The 25,209-nt window shown below is 34.2% G+C and carries 17 protein-coding genes; 10 read left to right on the forward strand and 7 right to left on the reverse strand.

The genetic code is table 11. From position 1 onward, the window contains the following. Nucleotides 1-38 precede the first annotated feature (38 nt). The 4 genes from C8C88_RS06500 to C8C88_RS06515 all read left to right on the forward strand — a co-directional run bounded on the left by C8C88_RS06500 (nucleotide 39) and on the right by C8C88_RS06515 (nucleotide 6,655). Nucleotides 39-2,873 carry a TonB-dependent receptor domain-containing protein gene (locus C8C88_RS06500; protein WP_121337335.1) on the forward strand — a complete coding sequence of 945 codons (2,835 nt, stop codon included), beginning with the start codon at nucleotides 39-41 and terminating at the stop codon, nucleotides 2,871-2,873. Between the two features lie 90 nt (nucleotides 2,874-2,963). Further along, nucleotides 2,964-4,529 carry a G-D-S-L family lipolytic protein gene (locus C8C88_RS06505; RefSeq protein WP_121337336.1) on the forward strand — a complete coding sequence of 522 codons (1,566 nt, stop codon included), beginning with the start codon at nucleotides 2,964-2,966 and terminating at the stop codon, nucleotides 4,527-4,529. Between the two features lie 256 nt (nucleotides 4,530-4,785). Then, nucleotides 4,786-6,297 carry a F0F1 ATP synthase subunit beta gene (gene atpD / locus C8C88_RS06510; protein ID WP_121337337.1) on the forward strand — a complete coding sequence of 504 codons (1,512 nt, stop codon included), beginning with the start codon at nucleotides 4,786-4,788 and terminating at the stop codon, nucleotides 6,295-6,297. A 76-nt stretch (nucleotides 6,298-6,373) separates the two neighbouring features. Continuing rightward, entirely contained in the window at nucleotides 6,374-6,655 is a 282-nt protein-coding gene (locus C8C88_RS06515) for a F0F1 ATP synthase subunit epsilon (RefSeq protein ID WP_121337338.1), read from the forward strand. A gap of 59 nt (nucleotides 6,656-6,714) precedes the next feature. Here C8C88_RS06515 and C8C88_RS06520 read toward each other — a convergent pair whose 3' ends face one another. The 5 genes from C8C88_RS06520 to C8C88_RS06540 form a co-directional block, all read right to left on the reverse strand. Further along, on the reverse strand, nucleotides 6,715-7,179 hold the full coding sequence (locus C8C88_RS06520) for a hypothetical protein (RefSeq protein WP_121337339.1): 465 nt from the start codon (nucleotides 7,177-7,179) through the stop codon (nucleotides 6,715-6,717). A gap of 177 nt (nucleotides 7,180-7,356) precedes the next feature. Then, the gene (locus tag C8C88_RS06525; RefSeq protein ID WP_121337340.1) at nucleotides 7,357-8,913 is read right to left on the reverse strand and encodes a phosphatase PAP2 family protein; all 1,557 of its coding nucleotides are present in this window, start codon (nucleotides 8,911-8,913) and stop codon (nucleotides 7,357-7,359) included. Beyond that, the gene (locus tag C8C88_RS06530; RefSeq protein ID WP_121337341.1) at nucleotides 8,903-9,826 is read right to left on the reverse strand and encodes a hypothetical protein; all 924 of its coding nucleotides are present in this window, start codon (nucleotides 9,824-9,826) and stop codon (nucleotides 8,903-8,905) included. Before C8C88_RS06530 ends, C8C88_RS06525 begins: the two co-directional genes overlap by 11 nt. Nucleotides 9,827-9,877: 51 nt before the next feature. Further along, entirely contained in the window at nucleotides 9,878-11,083 is a 1,206-nt protein-coding gene (locus C8C88_RS06535) for a hypothetical protein (protein ID WP_147403442.1), read from the reverse strand. 379 nt (nucleotides 11,084-11,462) lie between these two features. Further along, nucleotides 11,463-12,002, reverse strand: coding sequence for a hypothetical protein (locus tag C8C88_RS06540; protein ID WP_121337343.1), 540 nt, complete (start codon nucleotides 12,000-12,002; stop codon nucleotides 11,463-11,465). Between the two features lie 224 nt (nucleotides 12,003-12,226). On the opposite strand from C8C88_RS06540, the gene C8C88_RS06545 reads away from it, so the two are divergent. The 4 genes from C8C88_RS06545 to C8C88_RS06560 all read left to right on the forward strand — a co-directional run bounded on the left by C8C88_RS06545 (nucleotide 12,227) and on the right by C8C88_RS06560 (nucleotide 16,613). Then, the gene (locus C8C88_RS06545) at nucleotides 12,227-13,378 is read left to right on the forward strand and encodes an 8-amino-7-oxononanoate synthase (RefSeq protein WP_121337344.1); all 1,152 of its coding nucleotides are present in this window, start codon (nucleotides 12,227-12,229) and stop codon (nucleotides 13,376-13,378) included. 9 nt (nucleotides 13,379-13,387) lie between these two features. After that, nucleotides 13,388-14,005 carry a dethiobiotin synthase gene (gene bioD / locus C8C88_RS06550; protein WP_121337345.1) on the forward strand — a complete coding sequence of 206 codons (618 nt, stop codon included), beginning with the start codon at nucleotides 13,388-13,390 and terminating at the stop codon, nucleotides 14,003-14,005. Nucleotides 14,006-14,087: 82 nt separating this feature from the next. After that, the gene (gene bioA, locus C8C88_RS06555) at nucleotides 14,088-15,359 is read left to right on the forward strand and encodes an adenosylmethionine--8-amino-7-oxononanoate transaminase (protein WP_121337346.1); all 1,272 of its coding nucleotides are present in this window, start codon (nucleotides 14,088-14,090) and stop codon (nucleotides 15,357-15,359) included. A gap of 99 nt (nucleotides 15,360-15,458) precedes the next feature. Further along, complete coding sequence (locus tag C8C88_RS06560) at nucleotides 15,459-16,613, forward strand: beta-ketoacyl synthase N-terminal-like domain-containing protein (protein ID WP_121338591.1); 1,155 nt, start codon at nucleotides 15,459-15,461, stop codon at nucleotides 16,611-16,613. A gap of 5 nt (nucleotides 16,614-16,618) precedes the next feature. Here the strand turns inward: C8C88_RS06560 and C8C88_RS06565 are convergent, their stop codons facing one another. Then, the gene (locus C8C88_RS06565) at nucleotides 16,619-17,089 is read right to left on the reverse strand and encodes a regulatory protein RecX (RefSeq protein ID WP_121337347.1); all 471 of its coding nucleotides are present in this window, start codon (nucleotides 17,087-17,089) and stop codon (nucleotides 16,619-16,621) included. Between the two features lie 293 nt (nucleotides 17,090-17,382). Here C8C88_RS06565 and C8C88_RS06570 point away from each other — a divergent pair, with 293 nt between their 5' ends. Continuing rightward, nucleotides 17,383-19,938 carry a T9SS sorting signal type C domain-containing protein gene (locus C8C88_RS06570; protein WP_121337348.1) on the forward strand — a complete coding sequence of 852 codons (2,556 nt, stop codon included), beginning with the start codon at nucleotides 17,383-17,385 and terminating at the stop codon, nucleotides 19,936-19,938. A gap of 170 nt (nucleotides 19,939-20,108) precedes the next feature. Continuing rightward, the gene (locus tag C8C88_RS06575) at nucleotides 20,109-23,990 is read left to right on the forward strand and encodes a T9SS sorting signal type C domain-containing protein (RefSeq protein WP_121337349.1); all 3,882 of its coding nucleotides are present in this window, start codon (nucleotides 20,109-20,111) and stop codon (nucleotides 23,988-23,990) included. Between the two features lie 61 nt (nucleotides 23,991-24,051). Here the strand turns inward: C8C88_RS06575 and bioB are convergent, their stop codons facing one another. Continuing rightward, the gene (gene bioB / locus C8C88_RS06580) at nucleotides 24,052-25,137 is read right to left on the reverse strand and encodes a biotin synthase BioB (RefSeq protein WP_121337350.1); all 1,086 of its coding nucleotides are present in this window, start codon (nucleotides 25,135-25,137) and stop codon (nucleotides 24,052-24,054) included. Nucleotides 25,138-25,209: the final 72 nt, after the last annotated feature.

Below are 25,209 nucleotides of genomic sequence, written 5' to 3' on the forward strand. Positions count from 1 at the left end.
TGTACTTTGGTCGCATTAACCAACAAAATTTAACCCCAATGAGAGTATATTTACTTTTTTTGTCATTATTTTTTTGCAGCATCTCTTTTGCTCAGAATTCAGTTTCAGGTTCAGTTACGGACAACAACAACCAACCTATTCCGGGAGCCAATATCAAAATTATAGGAGATAACTTCGGCACGATTACGGAAAATGATGGAAAATTTGTTTTAAATTCATCAAAAAAACTCCCTTATGTGATTGAAGTTTCGGCTTTAGGGTATGGATCAAAGAAAGTTACTGTTTCGTCTTACAATCAGAAAGTTACTGTTAAGTTAGCTGATCAGGAGACAAAATTAAATGAAATTGTTGTGTCCGCTTCAAGAACACCAGAGCGTGTTTTAGAATCGCCAGTTACAATTGAAAGAATGAATATTGCTGATATTAAAAAGACAGCGTCCCCAACTTTTTATGATGGTTTAGAAAACTTGAAAGAAGTTCAAATGAACACAAGTAGTTTGTCTTTCAAATCGATAAATACTCGTGGTTTTGCGACTGTAGCAAACACACGTTTTATGCAATTAGTTGATGGAATGGACAATTCTTCTCCATTGTTGAATTTTGTGTTAGGAAATATGATTGGTATTTCTGAAATCGATGTTCAAAGCGTTGAGTTGCTTCCTGGAGCATCTTCTGCTTTATATGGTGCAAATGCTTTTAATGGTATTCTATTTATGAATAGTAAAAGCCCATTCACAAGTCAAGGAATTACTGCTTACGCAAAATATGGACAAACAAGTCAACAAGCTGCAGGTTCTAATGATTTTGTAGATTATGGAATAAGAATGGCACATGCTTTTAGTCCAAAATTAGCAGCGAAAGCTAATTTTACATATATGCGAGGTACTGATTGGTACGCAACTAATTATGATGATAAGACGCATGTAGGTAGAGATAGAAACCATGTAAATTATGATGGGATAAATGTTTATGGTGATGAGGTGTCAACTAATATTAAAGGTGTGGGTCAGTCATTAGCAGCATTAGGGTTAATACCTTCTTCTGCTGTGAATTTATTGCCTGATTATAATGTAAGTAGAACGGGTTATAAAGAAATTGATTTAACAGATAATAAAGCGAGTAATACTAAAATTGATTTTTCCCTTCATTACAGGCCTTTTGGAGATGAAAAATTAGAAGTGATTTGGCAAAGTAAATTTGGTTTTGGTAACGCAGTATATCAAGGAGCAAATAGATATTACCTGAACAACTTTTTTATGCAACAACATAAATTGGAATTTAAAGGGAAAAACTTTTTTGTTAGAGGATATACAACTACTGAAGACGGGGGAGAATCTTACGATATGCTTTTTACAGGAATAAATGTAAATAGAAAATGGAAAGATGATAAAACTTGGTTTGGTCAATATGCTGGTGCTTATATTCAATCAACATTAGCAGGTATGACCCCTGAAAATGCACATATTATAGCAAGAAACACGGCTGATACAGGTAGATTAATTCCAGGAACTCCAGGATTTAAAGCTGCTTTTGATCAAGTAATTGCTGATCCAAGTGTACTTTCTGGATCTAAGTTGGTTGATAATTCTAGAATATATCATTCAGACGCAAATTATAATTTTAAAGACCTTATAAAATTTGCAGAGATTCAAGTTGGAGGATCATACAGATTATATGAATTGAATTCACACGGTAGAATCTATACCGATGCTAATGGACCTATAAATTATAATGAATACGGTGCGTATACACAGTTAACTAAGAGATTTTTAGAGGATAGATTGAAATTTACTGGATCTGTTCGTTATGATAAATCAAAGAATTTTGATGGTAATTTTTCTCCAAGAGTATCTTTGGTGTATTCAGGTGGTGAAACTAAAAAACACAATTTCAGAGCATCTTTTCAAACAGGATTTAGAAACCCATCAACACAAGATCAATATATAGGATTTAATGTAGGAAGCGCCATATTGCTTGGTTCTGCTCCAGATAACTTAGCAAGATATACAGAAACATTGCCTGTTTCTACAGCGATTGGACAAGCTTTTGCAGGTGGAACTTCGGTTGTTATGACAGGATTAAATGCGTATAATAATTCGTATACTGCATCATCAGTGGGTGCGTTTAGTGCGCTTGCTGCTAGTGACCCAATTGCGGGTTCGGCTTTGTTAAGAAAAACTACAGTGGATTATGTTAAACCAGAACAAGTAAAAGCGTTTGAGCTTGGATACCGTTCTTTTATAAATGACGTTTCTGTTGATGTTAATGGATATTATAATGTATATAATGATTTCATTGGAAATTTAAATGTTATAGCTCCTTTATATGGAACTGCGCAAAATTCTCCTAATCCTCTTGGAGGACCTTCAGATGCAGGTGCTCAATCTTTACACGCTCTTCAAAATGGAAATTATAGAGTGTACCAATTGTATACCAATACAGATGTTGAAATTAAATCATTTGGTTTTGGAGTTGGTCTTTCTAAAAAAATATTTGGAGATTTTGAATTCGGAGTTAATTACAACTATGCAGAATTTAAATTTGATCAAGCTAAAGATCCAAGTTTTGAAGCAGGATTTAATACTCCAAAACATAGAGCTAAAGCATCATTTGGAAATGAAAAATTATTTAAAAATTTCGGATTTAATGTTAGCGGAAGATGGAATAGCGAATATTTATGGCAATCTTCAATGGTTGACGGTATGATTGATTCTGCAACAGTAATTGATGCTCAAATCAATTATAATATGCCAAAACTTAAATCAACTTTGAAAATAGGCGCTTCAAACATTGGAGGTAAAGAATATTCTCAAGTATTAGGTGCAGGTTTAATTGGACAACAATATTTTGCTTCATGGACTATTAATCCGTAATTGAAAAAACAAAACAAAAAGTTTTTGCTTTCTAGTTCTTCTTTATTATAAGAAGACAATTGAGAGAAATAATTTAAAAAATAAAGTATTATGATAAAAAATTTCAAATGGCTACTACTAGTTTCTTTAAGTTTTGTAGCGTGTAATAGTAGCGATGATAGTTCTGTAATTGAGGAGCCTGCATCATCAGGTTCAGCTAATTTAGCAAAATATGTTGCTTTAGGAGATTCGTTTGCAGCTGGATATAGTGACGGAGCTCTTTTCAAAAAAGGACAAGAAGGTTCTTATGTAAATATTCTTGCGCAACAGTTTGTTGAAGCAGGAGGAGGGACTTTCAAAACGCCATATACTTCAGATAATCTAGGAGGTCTTTTGTTAGGAGGTAATGTAATTGCTGGAACTCGTTTATATTTTAATGGGACAGCTCCTGTTCCAGTTAGCGGAATTCCAACTACTGAGGCGTCAACAATTTTAACAGGGCCGTTTAATAATTTAGGAGTTCCTGGTGCTAAAAGTTATCATTTAGTTGCTCCTGGATACGGGAATGTCGCTGGTGTTGCGATTGGAGCCGCAAATCCATATTTTGCTCGATTTGCTTCAGCGCCAAACACAACTGTTTTGGCAGACGCTTTAACACAACAACCTACTTTCTTTTCTTTGTGGATAGGCGGGAATGATGTTTTAGGATATGCAACTTCAGGAGGAATAGGGGTTAACCAAACTGGAAATTTCAATCCAGCTACTTATGGGGCTAATGATATTACTGATCCTGATGTTTTTGCAAGTGTTTACTCTGGTCTAGTGACAAATTTAACATCAAATGGTGCTAAAGGAGTAGTTGCGAATTTACCATATGTAAGTACTTTGCCATATTTCACTACTGTTCCTTACAATCCGCTATCGGTAAAAGTACTTGGTAGTGGAAATGAATTAGTGGGTCAAGGAACCATAGCTGCTTTAAATACACAACTATACGGTCCTTTACATAATGCTTTAGCTTATTTAGGTCAAGGAAGTAGAATCGCTCTTTTATCGCCTACTGCAGCAAATCCAATGTTAATTAAAGACGAATCCTTAACTAATCTTTCTTCTTCTTTGACTCAAGTGTTGATTGGAGGCGGACTTGATGCGCCTACAGCAGGGTTATTAGGAGCTGTTTTTGGGCAAGTTAGACAAACAACAGCTACTGATTTAGTTTTATTGCCTACTCAATCTGTTATAGGAACTGCTCCTACAGATGTAACTTCAGGTTTAGGATTTGCACCACCTTATCCTTTAAATAAATTTGGAATTACTTTCCCATTACAAGATAAGCACGTTTTAATTCCTACTGAAATTGCCGAAGTTAAAACAGCTACAGACGCTTATAATGTGACTATCAAAGCTCTTGCTGATGCTAAAGGTTTGGCTTTTGTAGATACTAAAGCAATAATGACTCAATTGTCTACTACAGGAGTAGTAAGTAACAGCTTTACCTTAACAACTACTTATGTAACTGGAGGGGCTTTTTCTCTTGATGGTGTGCATCCAAGCCCAAGAGGATATGGATTAATTGCAAATGCATTTATTACAGCTATTAATACAAAATACACAGCAACTTTAAAAAAGGTAGACCTAGGTCTTTATCCAATTTTATATCCTGCTTCGTTACAATAGAAAAGTATATTTACCCAAAAAAAACCACCCATTTTAGTATGCGGTGGTTTTTTTATTTTGGGCAAATAATGTCATCTTAATCTGTTTCAATCCCGTTTATAAACAATCCAACAAATTCATGCAATTTTTTATAAAAAAAATTATTGATTTTATATTTTAAAAATTATCTTTGCACTCTGAAAAAAGCATTTAATCGAGATGTTTCGGTTGGTTGCATTTCATAAACCTAAATAGCTATTTAATAAATACATAAGTAATGTCTAAAGTAATAGGAAAAGTTGCCCAAATCATTGGCCCAGTAGTTGACGTTGTTTTCAACGGTAAAGATGTTGAACTTCCAAAAATTTATGATTCATTAGAAATCACAAGAAAAGACGGAACTTTATTAGTTCTAGAAGTACAATCTCACATTGGTGAAAATACCGTTCGTACCATTTCGATGGACTCAACAGATGGTTTGAGTAGAGGTTATGAAGTAGTTGGAACAGGTGCTCCAATCCAAATGCCAATCGGTGCAGATGTTTACGGTCGTTTATTCAACGTAATTGGAGATGCAATTGATGGTTTAGGAAACTTGCCAAAAGCAGGAGAAAATGGAATGTCTATTCACAGACCAGCTCCAAAATTTGAAGATTTATCAACTTCTTCTGAAGTTTTATTTACAGGTATTAAAGTAATCGATTTGATTGAGCCTTACGCAAAAGGAGGAAAAATTGGATTGTTTGGTGGTGCAGGTGTTGGTAAAACAGTATTGATTCAAGAGTTGATTAACAATATTGCAAAAGGTCACGGTGGACTTTCAGTATTCGCAGGAGTAGGAGAAAGAACACGTGAAGGAAATGACTTGCTTCGTGAGATGTTAGAGTCTGGAATTATAAAATATGGTGAGGAATTCATGCACTCTATGGAAAATGGAGGATGGGATTTGTCTAAAGTAGATATGCCAGGAATGAGAGAGTCTAAAGCTACTTTCGTTTTCGGTCAAATGAATGAGCCTCCAGGAGCTCGTGCTCGTGTGGCACTTTCTGGATTATCTATTGCGGAATATTTCCGTGATGGTGCTGGTTCTGATCAAGGAAAAGATGTATTGTTCTTCGTTGATAATATCTTCCGTTTTACACAAGCAGGTTCTGAGGTATCGGCACTTTTAGGTCGTATGCCATCTGCGGTAGGTTACCAACCAACATTGGCAACTGAGATGGGAGCGATGCAAGAGCGTATTACTTCTACAAACAAAGGATCTATCACATCTGTACAAGCGGTTTATGTTCCTGCGGATGACTTAACTGACCCGGCTCCAGCTACAACATTTGCTCACTTAGATGCTACAACAGTATTGTCTCGTAAAATTGCTGAGCTTGGAATTTATCCAGCGGTTGATCCATTAGATTCAACTTCTAGAATTTTGACTCCTCATATTTTAGGTGATGAGCACTACGATTGTGCACAAAGAGTGAAAGAAATTCTACAAAAATACAAACAATTACAAGATATCATCGCGATTCTTGGTATGGAGGAATTATCAGAAGATGATAAATTAGCTGTATCTAGAGCACGTCGTGTTCAACGTTTCTTATCACAACCTTTCCACGTTGCTGAGCAATTTACAGGATTAAAAGGGGTTTTAGTTGATATTAAAGATACTATCAAAGGATTTAATATGATCATTGATGGTGAATTAGATCACTTACCAGAAGCTGCATTCAACCTTAAAGGAACAATTGAAGATGCTATCGAAGCTGGAGAAAAAATGTTGGCGGAAGCTTAAAAAATAGTTTAAGGTTTAAAGTTTAAGGTTCACTCATAACTTTAAACTTTAAACTTCAAACCTTAACTACAAAAATATGTTATTAGAAATAGTATCACCAGAAGCAAAATTATTTTCAGGAGAAATAACTTCAATATCACTTCCAGGTGTTGATGGTGAATTTCAGATTTTAAATAATCACGCGCCAATTGTTTCATTATTAAAAAAAGGAACTGTAAAAATTGCAGCACCTAGTTTTGATATTTCAAAAGAAACAGTTAACAAGTTTACAAGAGTTAACGATCAGCTATATACTTTATCAGTTGATTCAGGAACAATTGAAATGAAAGACAATAAAGTAATTCTTTTAGCTGACTAAATAGAATTTCTCTAATAAATAAAAAGCCTAACAATATTTGTTAGGCTTTTTTTATGTGTTTATGCTATTTGTTTTTCATTTAGTTTCGTATAAAACTCTTTGTTATATTTTCCTGCAATTATTAGGGCTCCAGCAATTAATACCAGATTTTTGATGATATATTGTCCAACTAAAGTAGGACAAAAAGGAAAGCCTTCAAAACAAACTGTTTTTAAAATAAAGACAGGAAAAAAAGTCGCTGCCATATGTAGTAATAACAGCATAATAGTAATGGGAATAAATCGTTTTATAAGTAAACCTAGTCCTATTATTATTTCACATCCACCCAGAATAGGGATAAATAAAGCTGGATTGAACCAATAGACTGTTTCCTCCACAAGTTCTCCTGCTGGACTCATTCCGAATATCTTCAGAGCTCCAAACCAGATGTAAACAATGGCTAATGCAATTCGCATTATAGTTATACTGTGTTTTTCTATCTTCTCACTGAATTTAAAATAGAAGGTGTTGAATGTGCGTGTCATAATATTTAGGTTTTGGTTTTTACTTGTGTTTATAAGGTATGTTTTAAATAAAATTTGATTAAAAACCTAACAGGTTTCCAGTCCCTGTTAGGTTGTAATTGATAATAATTATTCATTATTTAAAACAAACCACTGAAATAAATTATTTTAATATACTATCAATTGTAATAGATATGATTATTCTGCTCCATCAATAGTTGCTCTTGTTACAGCAAATCCACCAACAGTTTCTCCTAATATAAGTCCCTTTTCACAATCACTTCTATAGTGTATCGCACCAAACATTCTAGAATCTGAGGCCTGTCTTGCCATCAATTGATAGCTCTGTGCTTTGGCAGGAATGATATGTGATAAAACGATACAGGCAGCACCGCTAAATGTTGAGTGGCCTGACACATAGGAAGGAAAATTAGGAAGCCCCGTTGTCGTTTTTATTGAAGAATCCATTTGGCTTGGTCTTGGATTAAAGTAAAAATACTTCGCATCCCAACAGCTTATCGCTGCATCCATCATAGCTACATTTAGTAAAGCCATATTTCTAGCCCATCGTACTTCACTGTAATTTTGTTCAACAAATGATTCTGCTGCAATGGCATTCCAGTGCCCTGGAGGAGTATAGGTTCCCACTCCGTCTGCCCAGAAGGTCACAATTTTTTGACGCTCTTTAGTTACATTTTCACTGTAATTTTTTATTTCAGCTAATTCCTTTGCAAACTGCTCTGATTTTGTTGAAGGTGGTGGAACGGGACGACTTGCTACAACCATTTCTGGAGTCATCAAAAATGATTTTACTTTTCCAAATAAAGGAAGCATAGGAGGTCTTACCGGTAATTCTAGTGATTTCCATGGCGTTTCTCCTGTCAAAGCAGTTAGTGTTTCTAATTGTGCCCAAATTTCTGGTGTTCCAATTGCTGCTCCAGTACCATCTCCAGCAGCACGAGCAATGAATTTTCCAGCAATTTTTCTTCCTAAAATAATTCCAGCTTCCACATCACTTCGCACATTTGCGCCACTGATGATTCGATACAGTTTTTCTTCATCTGCTTTTTCATCGATATAAGCGATTTCTGTTGGGAATAGTAATTTTAATAATTCAACAGTAACGCCTGATAAAACGCCGTCTTCTGATGGATAAGAAGGAAGAGTGCTTTTTGGAATTAAAACTTGTACATTTGAATCTACTGTAAATGGAGCAGCTCTATTGTAAAGTTTTTTGTAATGCCAAGTTGCTACTAATGCATCATATTGAGCAGCACTTACATAAGCGTACGCTCTAGCTGCATATGGAGGATTTGAAAAAGGAAATTGTGGATTAGCAAAAGGATTTGCAGATGAAGGAGCGGGATAAGTTCCATCTTCATTTTGATAAGGAGGACGGTTGTGTCTTGCTACTAAGGTTCTCATAATTTCATTCCAACGTAGAACACCACCAGCACTCCAGTATTTTATGATTCTCTTTTGATCCTCAGTTATATTGGTTTGATAGCTTTTAATTTCATTAATTTCTCTAGTAAAAGCTGAACTGTTAGTTGCTATAGGTGTGTCTAAAGCGAACTCATCTGGTGCTGTCAACAAGAAAGTTTTCCATGTTCCAGCTAGCTCATCGACATTAGTTGGGTTTAAGGCATGGAATTCCTCATTTCTTTCTGTAATGTCGTCACTACAAGAAAAAGTGAAACAAAGAAATAAGATTAGGAGAGTTGTATATGCAGTTTGTTGTATTTTATTTTTCATCTTGTTTTTTCTCTTTTTTAAAATTAATCACATAAAAGATACCTCCGTAATAGGTATTTGATTTTCCAACGTTTTTTCCTTCAACAACATAGTTGAAACCGCCAACAAGAGATAATTCAGGCATTTTTTTGAAGGTGTATTTTGAGTTAACTCCGTATTTCAAAGCATTCATAGTATTGCTTGGAAATGGCATATTATTTTTCGTTATATCAAATCCTCCTGATTGTGTAACCCAATTGTCTATTACGAATTCAGCAATTAATCTATTTGAACGATAACCAGCTCTAAAATTAACCGAAATAGCATCTGGCATATCTACTTTGTTAGTGTAATGAATCTCATCTGTTAGATACGCATTTCTGTCAATAGTAATATTGGCTCTTTTTATATAAGCACCTGAAAAAGTTGTAAAAAAGTGCCCTCTTTGATAATCCCCCATTAATCTCAATGAGGTTGTTTTGCTCTGTAAACCGAGACTTAAAGGCAAATAATCAGCACTGTAATTAGAAGTTGGCACAGAATAACTTCCTAATGCGTATAAAGAATACGTTGATTGTCCAATGGTTTTTTCCAATGGCATATATTTTATAGTTAAAGAAAGATCTTGAATTCCTTTTTGACCTTTCATAGTGCCTGCAGAAGCATTAGTTTCAACATAAGGAATGCTAAATAGAACATTTAATTTGTCTGAAACTCCGTAGTTCCCCATAATACCTACAGATTTTGTGGAAACAGTTCCTAGGTTTAGATTTTCTCTTTTAAAATCGCCTTCCCAGTATTCCTTCCAGCTACTGTATTGATAAACGGCTCCAAAACAAAAATTGTTTTTACTCATCATGATTGCGTCAATATCGGTTTGAGCACTCATGAATAAAGGAATTAGTAAGAGGCAACTGATGTAAATTTTTTTCATTTTAATAAAAGGGTTGTAATTAATAGTTGTTTATAATTGGTTTTTTGGAGTTTAATGAGGCATTTCTACAGTCAATTTTTTAGCCAAGTTAAAGCGGTATGAATATCCTACGTTAATTGAATAATCCGCAAAAGCAGCATCGCCTTGTACATGTACATATTTGCTAGGATCAGTAATTACTGAATTTTGTAGATTTTGATCTGCAATATCAGCAGCACTTTGAATACGGTTTTTAACAACATTATATGGAATAAATAAGCTAAAACCGTGTTTACCTATGCGATATGATAAACCATATTCAACAGCAATAACATATCCTGGACGGCGATAAGCAACTTGACCACCAAATGCATCATAAGCAGGAATTCCTTCAAATCGACCCGCTAATGAAACAGTGAAAGATTCTTTTTTATCAACGGCAGCCATAAATCCAGCACGTCCAAAATATTGATCTGGAGCGGCGTAAATATTATATCCTGTTAATCCTGCTTTTGGTACTGATTTGAATGTGCCGTTTGATTCGGTTGGGTTAAATAAATAATATCCGTTAGCAAAACCGTATAGACGACCAGTCAATTGTCTAAAGGCTTGTAACTCTACTGAAAATCCTACTCCGCCATCACCAGGTTGGATAGCTTGGTCCATCACCACACTTTTAACGGTTCCATCAGTTTGTGGCGCATTATCTCTTTCATCATGACTACCCGTATTTAATTTTACGCCAAGACCAACCATAAGATTTCCTTTGGTTGCTGTTTTTGGATCAAAAACCCAATAGTTCGCACTCAATCTTACGTCAGCTATTCCGTTAGCATAGACGCTATATCGGTAGGTGTTTTTTACCGGTGAAGTTTGTTTTAGTACTTGAGAACGCTCATTATTTACATAAGGCAATGTAGCGTTTAACTGAATGCGATCCGTTAGTCCATAAGAGATGTTTAAATCTACCGCATGTGAATATATGTTAACAGCATTTCCTCTTTCTTTGCCATTTTCGTCAAATCCTCCTCCAGTTGTTTGGCGTTGTAATTGTTCTTCAGTACCTACAAAATGTCTCCAAGAATGGAAATAACGATAATTTGCTCCAACTTGAAATTCGCCTTCATTTAAAGCGTATGAATTAGAAGAGTTCATGTTTTGTCCTCCCATTTGGCGAACAGCTACACAACCTTGAGCGTTGATTTTTTCTGTAAAAAGAGTTGTTGAAATAAATAGTATAAAAGTAATTGCACTATATAAAAAAGATAGTTGTTTCATAACTTGGTTTGGTTTTATAAAAGGGTAATACATCTTTCCTTGGGGGAAAAAGGCAGCCGTTTGAAAAAATCATAATTATCATAATATGATCTAATCGTAATGAGTTGTTCTTATTGGAATTACCAAAAGAACAGTCAATAGTTAATAATTGGAATTTGATAATCGGGGTTAAATTATTCGGAATAGGTAAAGAATAATTTACGCTGTAGCTTTAAAAACTTCAAATAAGATTGATTTTAGGACCCATTTAACCCTTTTAAAACAGTTTTCAATAATGAATAAATGAATTCAAAAACAGAAAATTCTAAAAAGTTAAATTAACCACGTTCGTTATGTCCTAAGACAACGAATCCAAAGTTTAAATCAACAGAAAATAGAATTAAATGAAATCTGGCGGAGAATACGATAAAGAATGGTATCCCGCATGTATTGCCTCTTTTGTAGTTGTATTAAAGGCAATGGTTTCGTATACTTTTTTTGGTGAAAAGCATACATTATTAGCCTCGTGGGCTACATAATCTTTGATAAAAGATTTTAATAATTTTTTTACAGGGCTATCTTTTGAAGAGCTATTGTTGAATAATTGGTTGTCAACAATATCATTTAAACTTTTGCCAATTTCATTTTGATGTGAATTGGGAAGATAGTATAAACTTAATACGTTGTTTTGAATTCTTTTCTTAAAAACGTGATAGGTTTTGTTGTTGATAGAAACATTTTCATTTACATATTGAAAATCCGTATCTTCAATAAAAGAGTATAATGAGGCATTCAGATGAATGACCTTGAATTTAGAATTGTCATTTTTTTCCATAGACGCTACCCACGATTGCTCTTCTTGTTGAGCAAACATCAGGTAATATCCAAGCACATTGTAAAACAATGTAACTAATAGAAATAAAGATGCAATTCTTTTCATAAGGCCAAAAATAGAAAACTAAAATAGAAAACAAAATTTTTTTAAGTTTTTTTTAGTCTTTTTTTAACAATGTGTAATTAAATCTTAAAATCGGTAACGTTTTCGGAAATTTAATGTTAATTTAAAAAACAATACGATGTGTGAATAGCCTTACTTTCATAATTTTTTTAAGTGATGAAAGCTAAAATTACAGAAACCAAAAAAGATGCTTATTTTTGTAACGTATGAAAAAATTCCCGAAAAACCTTTCTGATAAACTAGAGTTAAGAATCGCAAATAACGCCTTGCGGCAATTGCCTTTGAGTATTGATTTAGTGGATTTTGCTTCTAATGATTATCTTGGATTGTCAAACTCTGACTTCGTTTTTGATACTACACATCAGTTTTTATTGGATAGAAACATAAAAAAAAATGGGGCTACTGGCTCCCGATTACTTTCTGGAAATCATAAATTATATACAGAAACAGAAGATTTTATTGCAAAATTCCATCAGTCAGAAACTGCTTTAATCTTCAATTCGGGCTATGATGCGAATGTAGGTTTCTTTAGTTCCGTTCCTCAGAAAGGAGATTTGATTTTGTATGATGAATTGTGCCACGCTTCCATTCGTGACGGAATCAAATTATCTAACGCGAAAGCATATAAATTTCAACACAACGATTTTGAAGATTTAGAACATTTAATTTTGAGAAATCAAGATACAATTATTTATATCGTTACAGAATCAGTCTTTTCAATGGATGGAGATACGCCAAACCTAGAAGAATTAGTACGGGTTTCAGACCAATACAATTGTTATTTGGTTATTGACGAAGCACATGCATTGGGAGTTTTTGGTTCTCCCGAAACTTCGGGAGGAGAAGGATTAGTCCAAATGTTAGGTTTGCAAGATCATGTTTTTGCCCGCATTATGACTTTTGGAAAAGGATTAGGATGTCATGGGGCAGCAGTTTTAGGCTCTCCGGAATTGAAAGCCTATTTAGTTAATTTTGCCCGAAGTTTTATTTATACAACAGGACTTTCTCCACATTCGGTTGCAACAATTTTAGTTGCGTATCAATTTTTAAATGGAAATCCAGAGGCTATTCAAGCATTAAAAAACAACATTTCTCATTTCAATAAAATGAAAAATAGTCTTAGCTTGAAACCAATTTTTGTCCGAAGTAAATCTGCTATTCAATCCGCTATAATTCCGGGGAATGAACATGTCAAATCAATTGCCAATCAGTTTCAAGAAAAAGGATTTGATGTCAAAGCTATTTTATCTCCAACTGTTCCCGAAGGACAGGAACGTTTGCGGTTTTGTTTGCATAGTTTTAATTCGCCCGAAGAAATTTCAGAAGTCTTGACTTTGTTAAGTAACTTTGTATTTTAAAACAGAATAATGAAACTATTCATAACAGGAATTTCAACAGATGTAGGCAAAACAATTGCTTCTGCTATTATTACGGAATCATTAGAGGCAGATTATTGGAAACCCATTCAAGCAGGGGATTTAGAGCATTCTGACAGTCATAAAATCAAATCATTTTTGTCAAATAGTAAATCAGTAATTCACCCAAATAGTTATGCACTTCAAACGCCAGCAAGTCCACATCTTGCAGCAGAAATAGATAAAATCACGATTGATTTGAATAAAATTGTTGCGCCTAAAACTCAGAATCATCTGGTTATTGAAGGTGCGGGTGGTGTTTTTGTTCCTTTAAACGATAAAGACTGCGTTATAGATTTGATTCAACCTGATTATAAAGTTATAGTTGTTTCTAGGCATTATTTAGGGAGCATAAATCATACTTTGCTAACTATTGAAGCCTTGCGAAATCGGAAAATAAATATTGCTGGAATTATTTTTTCTGGAGAAGAAAATAAAGCTACCGAAACAATAATTCTGAGTAAAACAGGTTTAAAATCCATAGGTAGAATAGAACAAGAACCCTATTTTGACCAAAATGTAATTCGGGAATACGCTGATTTGTTTCGACAGAAATTATTAGATCTATAAATAAAGAAACGAGAATAAAGAAACAAGATTTGATTTAAATTTTTCTTGCTTCTTGTTTTTTGCTTCTTTTTATCTTTACAAAATGAACTTAACAGAAAGAGACCGTCAACACCTTTGGCATCCCTATACGCAACACAAAACTGCAGCACTTCCTATTGCAATTAAAAAAGGGAAAGGAGCTTTGCTTTGGGATGAAAATGACAAGGAATTTATAGATGCGATCGCTTCGTGGTGGGTGAATCCTTATGGACATTCTAACACGGTTATAGCAGATGCAATTTATAAGCAACTAACAACTTTAGAACATGTTCTTTTTGGTGGTTTTACACATGAACCAGCTATTTTGGTTGCCGAAAAACTGATTGAAATTCTACCCAAAAATCAACAAAAAATATTTTTTTCAGATAATGGTTCTACTGCGGTTGAAGTAGCTATAAAAGTCGCATTACAATATTTTTTCAATAAAGGAGAAAAAAGGACTACTATTATTGCTTTCGAAAATGCTTTTCACGGGGACACCTTTGCAGCTATGGCAGCAAGCGGAATTTCATTTTACACGCAAGCTTTTCAAGGAATGTTCATTGATGTGGTTAGGATTCCAGTTCCTGTAAAAGGGCAGGAAAAAGAAAGTTTTGAGGCTTTAAAAAAAGCAATAAAAAGCAATAATGTTGCAGGTTTTATTTTTGAACCTTTAGTACAAGGAGCGGCTGGAATGGTGATGTTTGAACCTGAATCATTAGAGGAATTAATCCGAATTTGTAAAGAAAATAATGTGCTAACTATTGCCGATGAGGTAATGACTGGTTTTGGAAAAACAGGAAAGACGTTTGCGATGGATTATTTGGTTGAAAAACCAGATATGATGTGTTTGTCAAAAGCGTTGACTGGAGGGACAATCCCAATGGCAATTACTACTTTTACTTCGGATATATTCGATGCTTTTTATAATGATGATATTAATAAAGCTTTGTTTCATGGGCATACTTTTACAGCAAATCCAACAGGTTGTGCAGCTGCTTTAGCGAGTTTGGAGCTTTTGCAAACAGATGAAATGCAAGCGAATATTATTCGGGTAAATCAAAGGCATTTGGATTTTCAAGAACGAATTAAACAACATCCCAAAGTAACTACAACCCGTGTGTTGGGTGTGATTTTTGCTTTGGAAATAAAAACAGAAAGTTCGGCTAGTTATTATGGCAGCTTGAGAAACAAATTGTATGATTTTTTTATTGAAAACGGAGTAATTCTAAGGCCTGTGGGTAATATTGTTTATATTTTACCACCTTACATTATCACTGATGAACAATTACAAAGAATATATCAAGTAGTAGAAAATGCACTGGAAATAGTTTAAATTTTATAACAACATGATGTAATTTTCGTTTATAATTTTTTCAATGACTTACGAACTTTGAAAAAAACTTTGCGACCTTTGCAATTAAATAGTACTACTTTGCCACAGACAATATCCATTACTGCAATTGCTTCAATTTCGCCTTTAGGGAATGAAATTGAAACGATTTGGGAAAATTATAATACTGACAAAACCTGTTTTGAGGAACGGTTTTTAGATCAAAAAAACACTTTGGTTGCTTCTTTGGATTCAGATTCAAAACAAATAGTTGATGCTTTGCAGCAATCAGATATCAAATATAAATTTCTGGATAAGTCGGTTTTATATGCCATGGCAGCTTCTCGAAAAGCAATACAAAATGCGGGTTGGACTTCAAATGATGTTTTCGGAATTAATATAGGATCTTCCCGTGGAGCTACTGATTTGTTTGAAAAACATTACAAAGATTATTTAGAAACAGGGAAAGCGCAAACTTTGGCTTCGCCTACAACCACTTTAGGGAATATTTCTTCTTGGGTGGCTCATGATTTACAAAGTTGTGGTCCTGAAATCTCTCATTCTATAACTTGTTCTACGGCTTTGCATTCGTTGTTAAATGGAGTGGCTTGGCTTCGAGCGGGAATGGCTGATAAATTTTTGGTTGGCGGTAGCGAAGCTCCTTTAACTGATTTTACAATTGCCCAAATGCGAGCGCTGAAAATTTATTCGAACAGTCAAGAAACCTATCCAAATCGAGCTTTAGATTTTGAAAAAAAACAAAACACAATGATTCTTGGTGAAGGAGCTTCGGTTTGTTGTTTGGAAATTGGCAAAAAAGAAAATGCGTTGGCTTACATAGAAGGAATTGGTTATGCAACGGAAATTTTAGAGCATAATATTTCTATTTCGGCAGAAGCAACTTGCTTTCAAAAATCGATGAAAATGGCTTTGCAAAATACCGATATAACAGAAGTTGACGCTATTGTTATGCATGCTCCCGGAACCATAAAAGGGGATATTACAGAGTATAAAGCTATTGAGAAAGTTTTTGGCGAAAGCCTTCCTTTATTAACAACTAATAAATGGAAAATTGGTCACACTTTTGGCGCTTCTGGAATTTTGAGTTTAGAATTGGCAGTTTTGATGATGCATCACAATACTTTTATAGAAGTTCCTTTTGCTAGAGCACAAAAACAAACAAAACCGATCAAAAAAGTATTGGTTAATGCAGTCGGTTTTGGTGGTAATGCAGTGAGCGTTTTAGTCTCTTTATAGTGAATTTAGAACTGTTCTAGTTCTTTGATTTTTTCATAAACTAGATTGCTTTCAAAGCCTTTTCGCAGTAAAAAATCAGAACATTTTTTTCGTTTTTTTTGAATGTTAGATTCTCTAATAGAATCCCAATTTCTTTGAGCTAATGTGTCAAATGTTGTTGCATATTCTTCAGGGGTAATTTCTGCAAGCCCTAAGTTGATATTGTATTGTGAGATATTACGAAATTTTAATTCGTTGATAATCCTAATTTTTCCCCAAAACTTTATTCGGTGTTTTCCACGGGCAAAACTGCAAGCAAAACGTGTTTCATTGAGAAAATTATGTTCGATAAGATGAACGATTATTTCGTCAATTTCGTTTGAATTCAGTTTCAAGGATTTCAATTTTGAAATTACCTCGTCATGGCAACGTTCCTGATAAGCACAATAATGTTCTATTTTTTGGAGCGCTTCTTTTAAAGTTGGAATAGTTGGCATTTGTTGTTTTTTGAAAATGGATTTAAAGGACTTAATTCCTGATTAAGGACAATTTGTTATTTATAAGGAAAGGAGTATTTTGTAGTAAATGTTTTCTTTATTCAGAAGTTGAAATTTTTAGTAAAAAATACATTTTCAAGGGGCTTAAAATAGTTCTGTGTCCGATAAAAATGCATATGAACGATTTTATTGTGTTATTAAAGTTACTTTTTTAAAATTTGATCTAAATATAGGATTTTTCTTTTATTAGAAAAAAATTTTAGATTCTATTTCAAATCTTTTAAATACTTTTTATGAAAATATTTTTACCCAAATCTACTATTTTCGCAGTTCTATTTTTGTTGTTTGCACAAGCAGTTGCTTATTCTCAAACACTTGGAGATTATAGGTCAAATTCAACAAATGGAAATTGGACTACTTTATCAAGCTGGCAATATTATAATGGGACTTCGTGGGTTACCCCATCCGGGACGTCACCGCAGGGTTATCCGGGACAATTTACAGGAACGAGTTCAGTTCTAATTAAGTTTGGAGATGTTATAACTGTAGGAACAGCTGATTTAACAACAATGCAGATGGGTGCCTTAACAATTAGTGGTACCTTAATTTTAGATGGAGGATCAGGTGGAGGAACTTTCGTGTTAAATACACCTAGACTTATAATCACTGAAGGTCTTAGTCCGTTAGCTCATATTGTTTTTACAAATAAAGTTACTTTAGTTTTACCAGCTAATGTGTCAATTCAGGCTGGAGCAGGTGCGTTACCTACACCAGGTAATGGTTTGTGTAATAACAATATAGAAATTCAGATTGGAGGGAAAGTTTTAGCCTATTGTACTGGTACAGGGAGTCCTGCTGCTGAATATACTTTTACGGATATAATAAATAATGGAGGATATAACATTGTAAAAGCTTCGGTATTATTAACCTCTGACTGTAAATCAAGTTCTTTTACCCTAACAGGAAGTGCAACTCCTACCACAGGAGCTACTTATAACTGGTATTCTGTTCCTAGCGGAGGAGCGCCAATTGCCACAGGTTCTACTTATACATCTTCAATAACTGCAACAACAACATTTTATGTTGAGGCATCATATGCATCACCCACATCATATATAACACCTAGAACTTCGGTAGTTGTAACGATTAGCCCTACTTTGAGTCCTACTTGGAGCGGCTCAGCATGGTCAAATGGAATTCCAGCAATAAATAAAGCCGTATTAATAAATGGAGATTATAATGCAGCTACTTCTGGAAATTTTGAAGCTTGTAGCTTGACTATTAATAATGGCGCAACACTTACTATTCCTGACACCAAATTTGTGACAATACAAAATGATTTAACAGTAAATTCTGGAGGTATTTTAGACATTGCTAATCAAGGTTCACTTGTCATGATAAATGATTCGGGTGTTGTAACTAATAATGGAACAATCAAAGTAAATAAGACAACTACTGCTTATGAAAAATTTGATTATACGTATTGGTCAAGCCCTTTTCAAAGTATATCTATTCCAGCAATATTTTCGGGATGGAGAACAGATTATGCTTTTGATTTTCACCCTGAAAATTTTATTGATTCAAATGCGGATGGGTTTGATGACGATCAAAATGATTGGGCTAACATCAGTTCTATGAGTAATCCTGGTAAAGGTTTTATTGTGCGTATGCCAGATGCTGGACCTTTTACCGGGACTTCAGTGGTTTTTACGGGAAATGCACTTAATAATGGAGTGGTTTCGCCTTCAATTCTATTGACTACAGATTCGGATAATGCTAATGATTGGAATTTAGTTGGGAATCCGTATCCATCAGCTATTTCAGCAGATAGTTTTATTACTCAAAATAGTGCTTCAATTTCAGGAACACTTTATTTTTGGACACATAAACAAGATATTTCTATCAGTAATCCAGGACCTGGAATGTATAACTACACACAGGACGACTATGCTATGTATAATTTAAGCGGAGGAGTGGGTACAGGCACAGGAAATATAGAAGGAGGAGTTGCACAAGTAGATACTAAACCATTAGGCTATATAGCTTCTGGGCAAGGTTTTTTTGTTGAGGCAAATGTTGCTGGAAATTTGAAATTTAATAATTCAATGCGTTCAGGTGCAACAATTACAAATGCTAATACACAGTTTTATAAAGTAGCAACTAGTAAAGAGAAATCAACAGTAAAAAATCGTCTTTGGTTGAATATGGAAAATACCGATGGTATGTTTAGCCAACAATTAGTGGGTTATTTTGCTGCTGCTACGAATGCTTATGATTCTGGATATGATGGTTTAGTATCTGATGCTGGAAATTACATTAGTTTTTACTCTTTTATAAATGAAGACATCTACAAAATTCAAGGCAGAGCTGCTTTTAATAAAGAAGATCAAGTTCGTTTGGGTTATTTTAGTTCTGTGTCAGGGACTTTTAATATAAATATAGATTCTAAAGAAGGGGTTTTTAATACAGATGAAACGCCTGTTTATCTTGAAGATAAGTTGTTACATATTATTCATGATTTAAAGAAAGGGGCCTATAGTTTTTCTACTCAAATGGGTAGTTTTGATGATCGTTTTGTTTTGCGTTATACGAATAAGGAAAATGAAATTTCAGATAAATCTGAAAATGAAATTACGGTCTATAAAGATAAAAATGAATTAGTTATTGATTCTAAACTTCAAAATATTTCTAGAGTTACCGTTTTTGATTTGTATGGAAAAAAGCTGTTTGATAAAGAATTGTCAAACAGTAAAGAATTGCATATTTCAAATGGGATATTAAAAAACCAAGTATTAGTGTTAAATATAAAATTAGCTAATGGTCAATTGGTTTCCAAAAAAGTCATATAGAGCTGAATTGGAATAGTTTTAAAACCCACCTTGGAAACAAGGTGGGTTTTTCATTTATAAGGCATTTAAAAATCACTAATTATTGGTATTGTAAGAATAATCTTTATTTTATATTTTTATAATCGATGGGTAGATAGCCTAGCTATGTCGATAATGTAAAAATATTGATTATGAAATTACTTTTCTACTTGAACTTGAGGATTACCTTCTTTCTCTTGTTGTTTCTTTTTTATATGCCTTTTAGCTATTCACAGCAAGGAAAAATTGACACTACATTTAATACCTATGATGATGGTCTTCTTGGAGATGGTTTTGATAATACGGTGCGGACACTTTGTTTACAGCCCGATGGGAAATTAATTGTTGGTGGAGATTATCTAAATTTTAACGGAGCGCTTACTACTTATTTGAGCAGATTGTATCCTGATGGATCAAAAGACACAACATTTGATTTAGGCTCAGGATTTAATGGTAAAGTATATGCTTCTATAATTCAACCCGACGGGAAAATACTATTGGGAGGTTCCTTTACTACTTATAACGGATCGAATGCAAGTAGGCTCATTCGGTTGAACGCTGATGGTTCTATTGATGCCTCATTTAACACAGCTATTGGAGTTAATACAGGTATAGTTTATGATTTAGCTTTACAAGCAGATGGAAATATTATTGTAGTAGGCAGTTTTTCAAAATACAATGGTGTAAATGCAAATAAAATAGCTAGAATTTTACCCAATGGCAATTTAGATGCCACTTTTATAACTGGGTTGGGTGCTAGTGCTACTATAGAAGAAGTTCAAATCCAATTGGATGGAAAGCTAATTTTAGCGGGTTCATTTGACTCGTTTAATGGGACTTTAAACACTTCCAAAATAGTTCGATTAGATACTACGGGTAATGTAGATACTACTTTTATATCTGGAACTGGATTTGACGCAACTAGTACTGCACTTGAATTGCAATCTGATGGAAAAATTTTAGTTGGTGGTACTTTTACAACATACAATGGTACTTCCGCAAACCGAATCGTACGCTTAAATACTGATGGTTCTGTTGATGCTGGTTTTGTTTCTGGCTCTGGGTTTAATAATGGTGGCGTTACGGTTATAAAAACAAATGCGCTTGGAGAAATTATGGTTGGAGGATCTTTTACGGGTACCTACAACGGAATTGATGTAAACCGATTAGTATTATTGAATCCAAACGGGATTTTAAGTCCAAATTTTGATATTGGGACAGGACCAGCAACCGCAACAATTTATGATTTGGCTCTAGATATAGATGGATCCTGGTATATTGGCGGTTCGTTTTCTGTTTTTGATTCTCAAAATCAAGGCAGATTGGCTAAAATTGATGCCTCTGGTGTTCTGGACGTAGGCTATTTAACTGCAGGTGTTGGTTTCGATAATTCAGTTTTAAAAGTACTTTCATTATCCGATACTAAAACAATGGCTTTTGGAAGTTTTATAAAGTTTAATGGAGCGAGTTCATTAAGAATTGCAAGATTATTAGTTGACGGAACATTAGATGCGACATTCAATACATTAGGTTCTGGGGCAGATGGAATAATTAGAAATGCAATTATTCAGTCAGATAATAAAATGGTCTTGGTAGGAAGTTTTAAGAATTATAACGGAGTTTCGGCAAATAGAATAATAAGAATTTTGGAAGATGGTTCCATTGATCCGAGTTTTATTGTTGGAACAGGGGCCAATAATCAGATTTATGCAATAGCATTACAGCCAGATGGCAAAATAATAATTGGAGGAAATTTTACAAATTATAACGGTACTCTGGTTAATAGAATCACACGGTTGTTGCCTGATGGAACGATTGATGCAAGTTTTAATGTCGGATTAGGAGCTGATGCAATTGTAGAAACCGTTTTGTTGCAGTCAGATGGTAAAATTGTAGTTGGTGGCAGGTTTGTGACTTTCAATGGAAATTCTTATAATCATTTGGTTCGTTTGAACACAGATGGCTCTATTGATGCTGGTTTTTCTATAGGAACTGGATTTGATAAATATGTTTATACAATAGCAAAACAAGCAGATGATAAATTGATTCTTGGTGGAACATTTTCAAATTATAATGGGGTTTCAGCAAAAAGAATAGTCAGATTAAATACGGATGGAAGTTTAGATGTTTCATTTGCAATAGGAACTGGATTTAGCAACGGAGAACTTAGAACAATTCTAATTCAGCCCGATGGTCGAATTTTGGCTGGAGGTACTTTTTCGGGAACGTATAATGGGACAATCGTAAAACGGATGCTCAGATTGCTTCCGACGGGAGGTTATGATAATAGTTTTTTAGTAAATTTAAACGGCACATTATTTTCGAGTTGCTTTACGCCGAGTTACGATGTTATAATTGGAGGAAATTTTAATTCGGTTTCGGGAATAACAAAACATCGTGTGGCTAGGATAAAATTATGTACTAATAGTTCTAGTCTTAATGGAACTTTGTGGACTAATGGCCCTCCTTCTGGCGGAAAAGAATTGATTTTTCACGATGATTATGTCATTCCAAATTCGGTTAATGTCTGTAGTTGTTCTATTGATGCTGGTAAAAAAGTAGTGGTTTCAAATGGCAAAACTTTAGGGCTGACATTTAATTATATAGGCTTAGGAACTTTAATTTTAGAAGATGGTGCTAGTTTGTATCAATCTGATGATGAAAGTATTAATACTGGAATTGTTGAGGTGAAAAGAAAATCAACTCCAATCTTTAAGTTCGATTATACGTATTGGTCATCTCCAGTGATAAATCAAAAACTATTTGATGTGTCTCCAAATACATTGTCAGACAAGTTTTTTTCTTTTGATACTGCTATTGAGGATTGGATTACCGAATCTCCTTCGAATAATATGATTAACGGAAAAGGCTATATTATTAGAGGGCCTCAAGATTACTCCACAACTATTGCTGCTTTATACGAAGCTGTTTTTAAGGGTGTTCCAAATAATGGGATTGTCTCGATTCCGATTGGTGCAACAGATACTTCGAATTTAATAGGGAATCCGTATCCTTCTGCTATAGATGCAGATTTGTTCTTAAATAAAAATGCAGGAATTATAGACGGAACCATTTATTTTTGGACGCATAACACGCCAATTACTAATAATATTTATACCTCAAATGACTATGCAATGTATAATCTTTTGGGAGGGGTTGGTACAAGTGCAGCTATAAATTCGGGAGTGAATAATAGTAAACCAAATGGTAAAATCGCTTCAGGCCAATCTTTTTTTGTTACGAGTATTAATGGTGGCGGAACGGCTACTTTTAATGATAGTATGCGTGTTGTAGAGCAAAATGCGTTTTTCTATAAATCAAATTCGAATGAGAAAATAAAATATTCTAATGGAATAGAAAAGCATCGAATATGGTTGAATTTGTCCAATACTCAAGGAGCTTTCAAGCAAATATTAGTTGGTTACGCAACTGCTGCGACGAATCAAATTGATCGTTCGTTTGATGGAGAGACTTTTGATGGGAATGAGTTTTTAGATTTTTATAGTATCAATCAAGGAGTTAATTTAGCCATTCAAGGAAGAGCTTTGCCTTTTGAAGAAAATGATGAAATTCCTATAGGATATACTACAGAAGTTGAAGGGACTTTTAATATAAATATCGATGAAATTGACGGGCTATTAGCCAATCAGTCGGTTTATATAGAGGACAAAACAACAAATCTAATTTATGATTTGAAAAAAGGAGGATATTCCTTTTATACCCCAAAAGGAGTTTTTAATGACCGTTTTGTTTTGCGATATACAAATAAGAATTTAAGTACGAATGATTTTAATCCAAATGGAAATCTAGTTCTAATTTCTTGTAAAAATCAACAAATAAAAATCAGTTCTCTTAGCCAAATAATTGAAAAGGTGTCAATTTATGATTTATTAGGAAGGAAAATATATCAAAAAAAGCATATAGATACTACTGAAACAACAATTTATGATTTGGATTTAAGTCCGCAGGTTTTAATTATAGAAATGCAATTACAGAGCGGTAAAAGTATTGCTGAAAAAATTCTATTTCAGTAAAATTGAGGCATAAAAAAACCATCTTTTTACAGATGGTTTTATATATAAAATTAAAATGAGTTTATTTTCCTTTAACAGAAGCCTCGAGATTTCTTTCAATAGCGTGCCCTGGTCTTGACCATTTTGGTTTTTCGCCCAAAGCTTCAAATTTAGAATCAGCAGCTTCAACAGTTTGAGGTTGCACTACTTTAGTGAAAGGTTTTTGAGGAATTAAACCTAGCATTTCAAACATTTTCATGTCTTCGTTTACATCTGGATTTGGAGTTGTCAATAATTTGCTACCTGCAAAAATAGAATTAGCTCCTGCAAAAAAGCACATGGCTTGACCTTCACGACTCATGTCCATTCTTCCAGCTGAAAGACGGACTTGAGTTTCAGGCATAATAATTCTAGTAGTAGCAACCATTCGAATCATTTCCCAAATTTCTACTGGTTTTTGTTCTTCTAGTGGTGTTCCTTCAACGGCTACCAAAGCATTAATCGGAACGGATTCTGGTTGTGGGTTTAAAGTGGAAAGGGCTACAAGCATACCAGCTCTATCTTCAACACTTTCTCCCATTCCTATAATTCCACCACTACAAACAGTAACATTTGTTTTACGAACATTTTCGATAGTTTGTAAACGATCTTCAAATCCACGAGTAGATATAACTTCTTTATAATATTCCTCAGACGTGTCTAAATTATGATTGTATGCGTATAAACCAGCTTCGGCTAAACGTTGCGCTTGATTTTCAGTAATCATTCCAAGAGTACAGCACACTTCCATGTCCATTTTGTTTATGGTACGAACCATTTCAAGAACTTGGTCAAATTCAGGACCGTCTTTAACATTTCGCCATGCAGCTCCCATGCAAACTCGAGAAGAACCCCCAGATTTTGCATTCAAAGCTTGTGCTTTTACTTGACTTACGGACATTAAGTCATTTCCTTCAATATCCGTGTTGTAACGAGCGGCTTGTGGGCAATATCCACAATCCTCTGAGCAACCACCTGTTTTTATAGACAACAATGTTGAAACTTGAACTACGTTAGGATCATGATTCTCTCTATGGATAGTAGCTGCTTCATAAAGCAAGTCCATCATAGGTTTGTTATATATTGCAATGATTTCTTCTTTAGTCCAATTGTGTTTTGTGATACTCATCGATACGATTTTTAATGCCCCAAAAGTAATCAAATTGTTTCAAACAAGCAATGTACAGCCTTCTAAAATGGA

Origin of the sequence: Flavobacterium sp. 123, assembly GCF_003634825.1 — a bacterium.
Taxonomy (GTDB): Bacteria; Bacteroidota; Bacteroidia; order Flavobacteriales; family Flavobacteriaceae; genus Flavobacterium.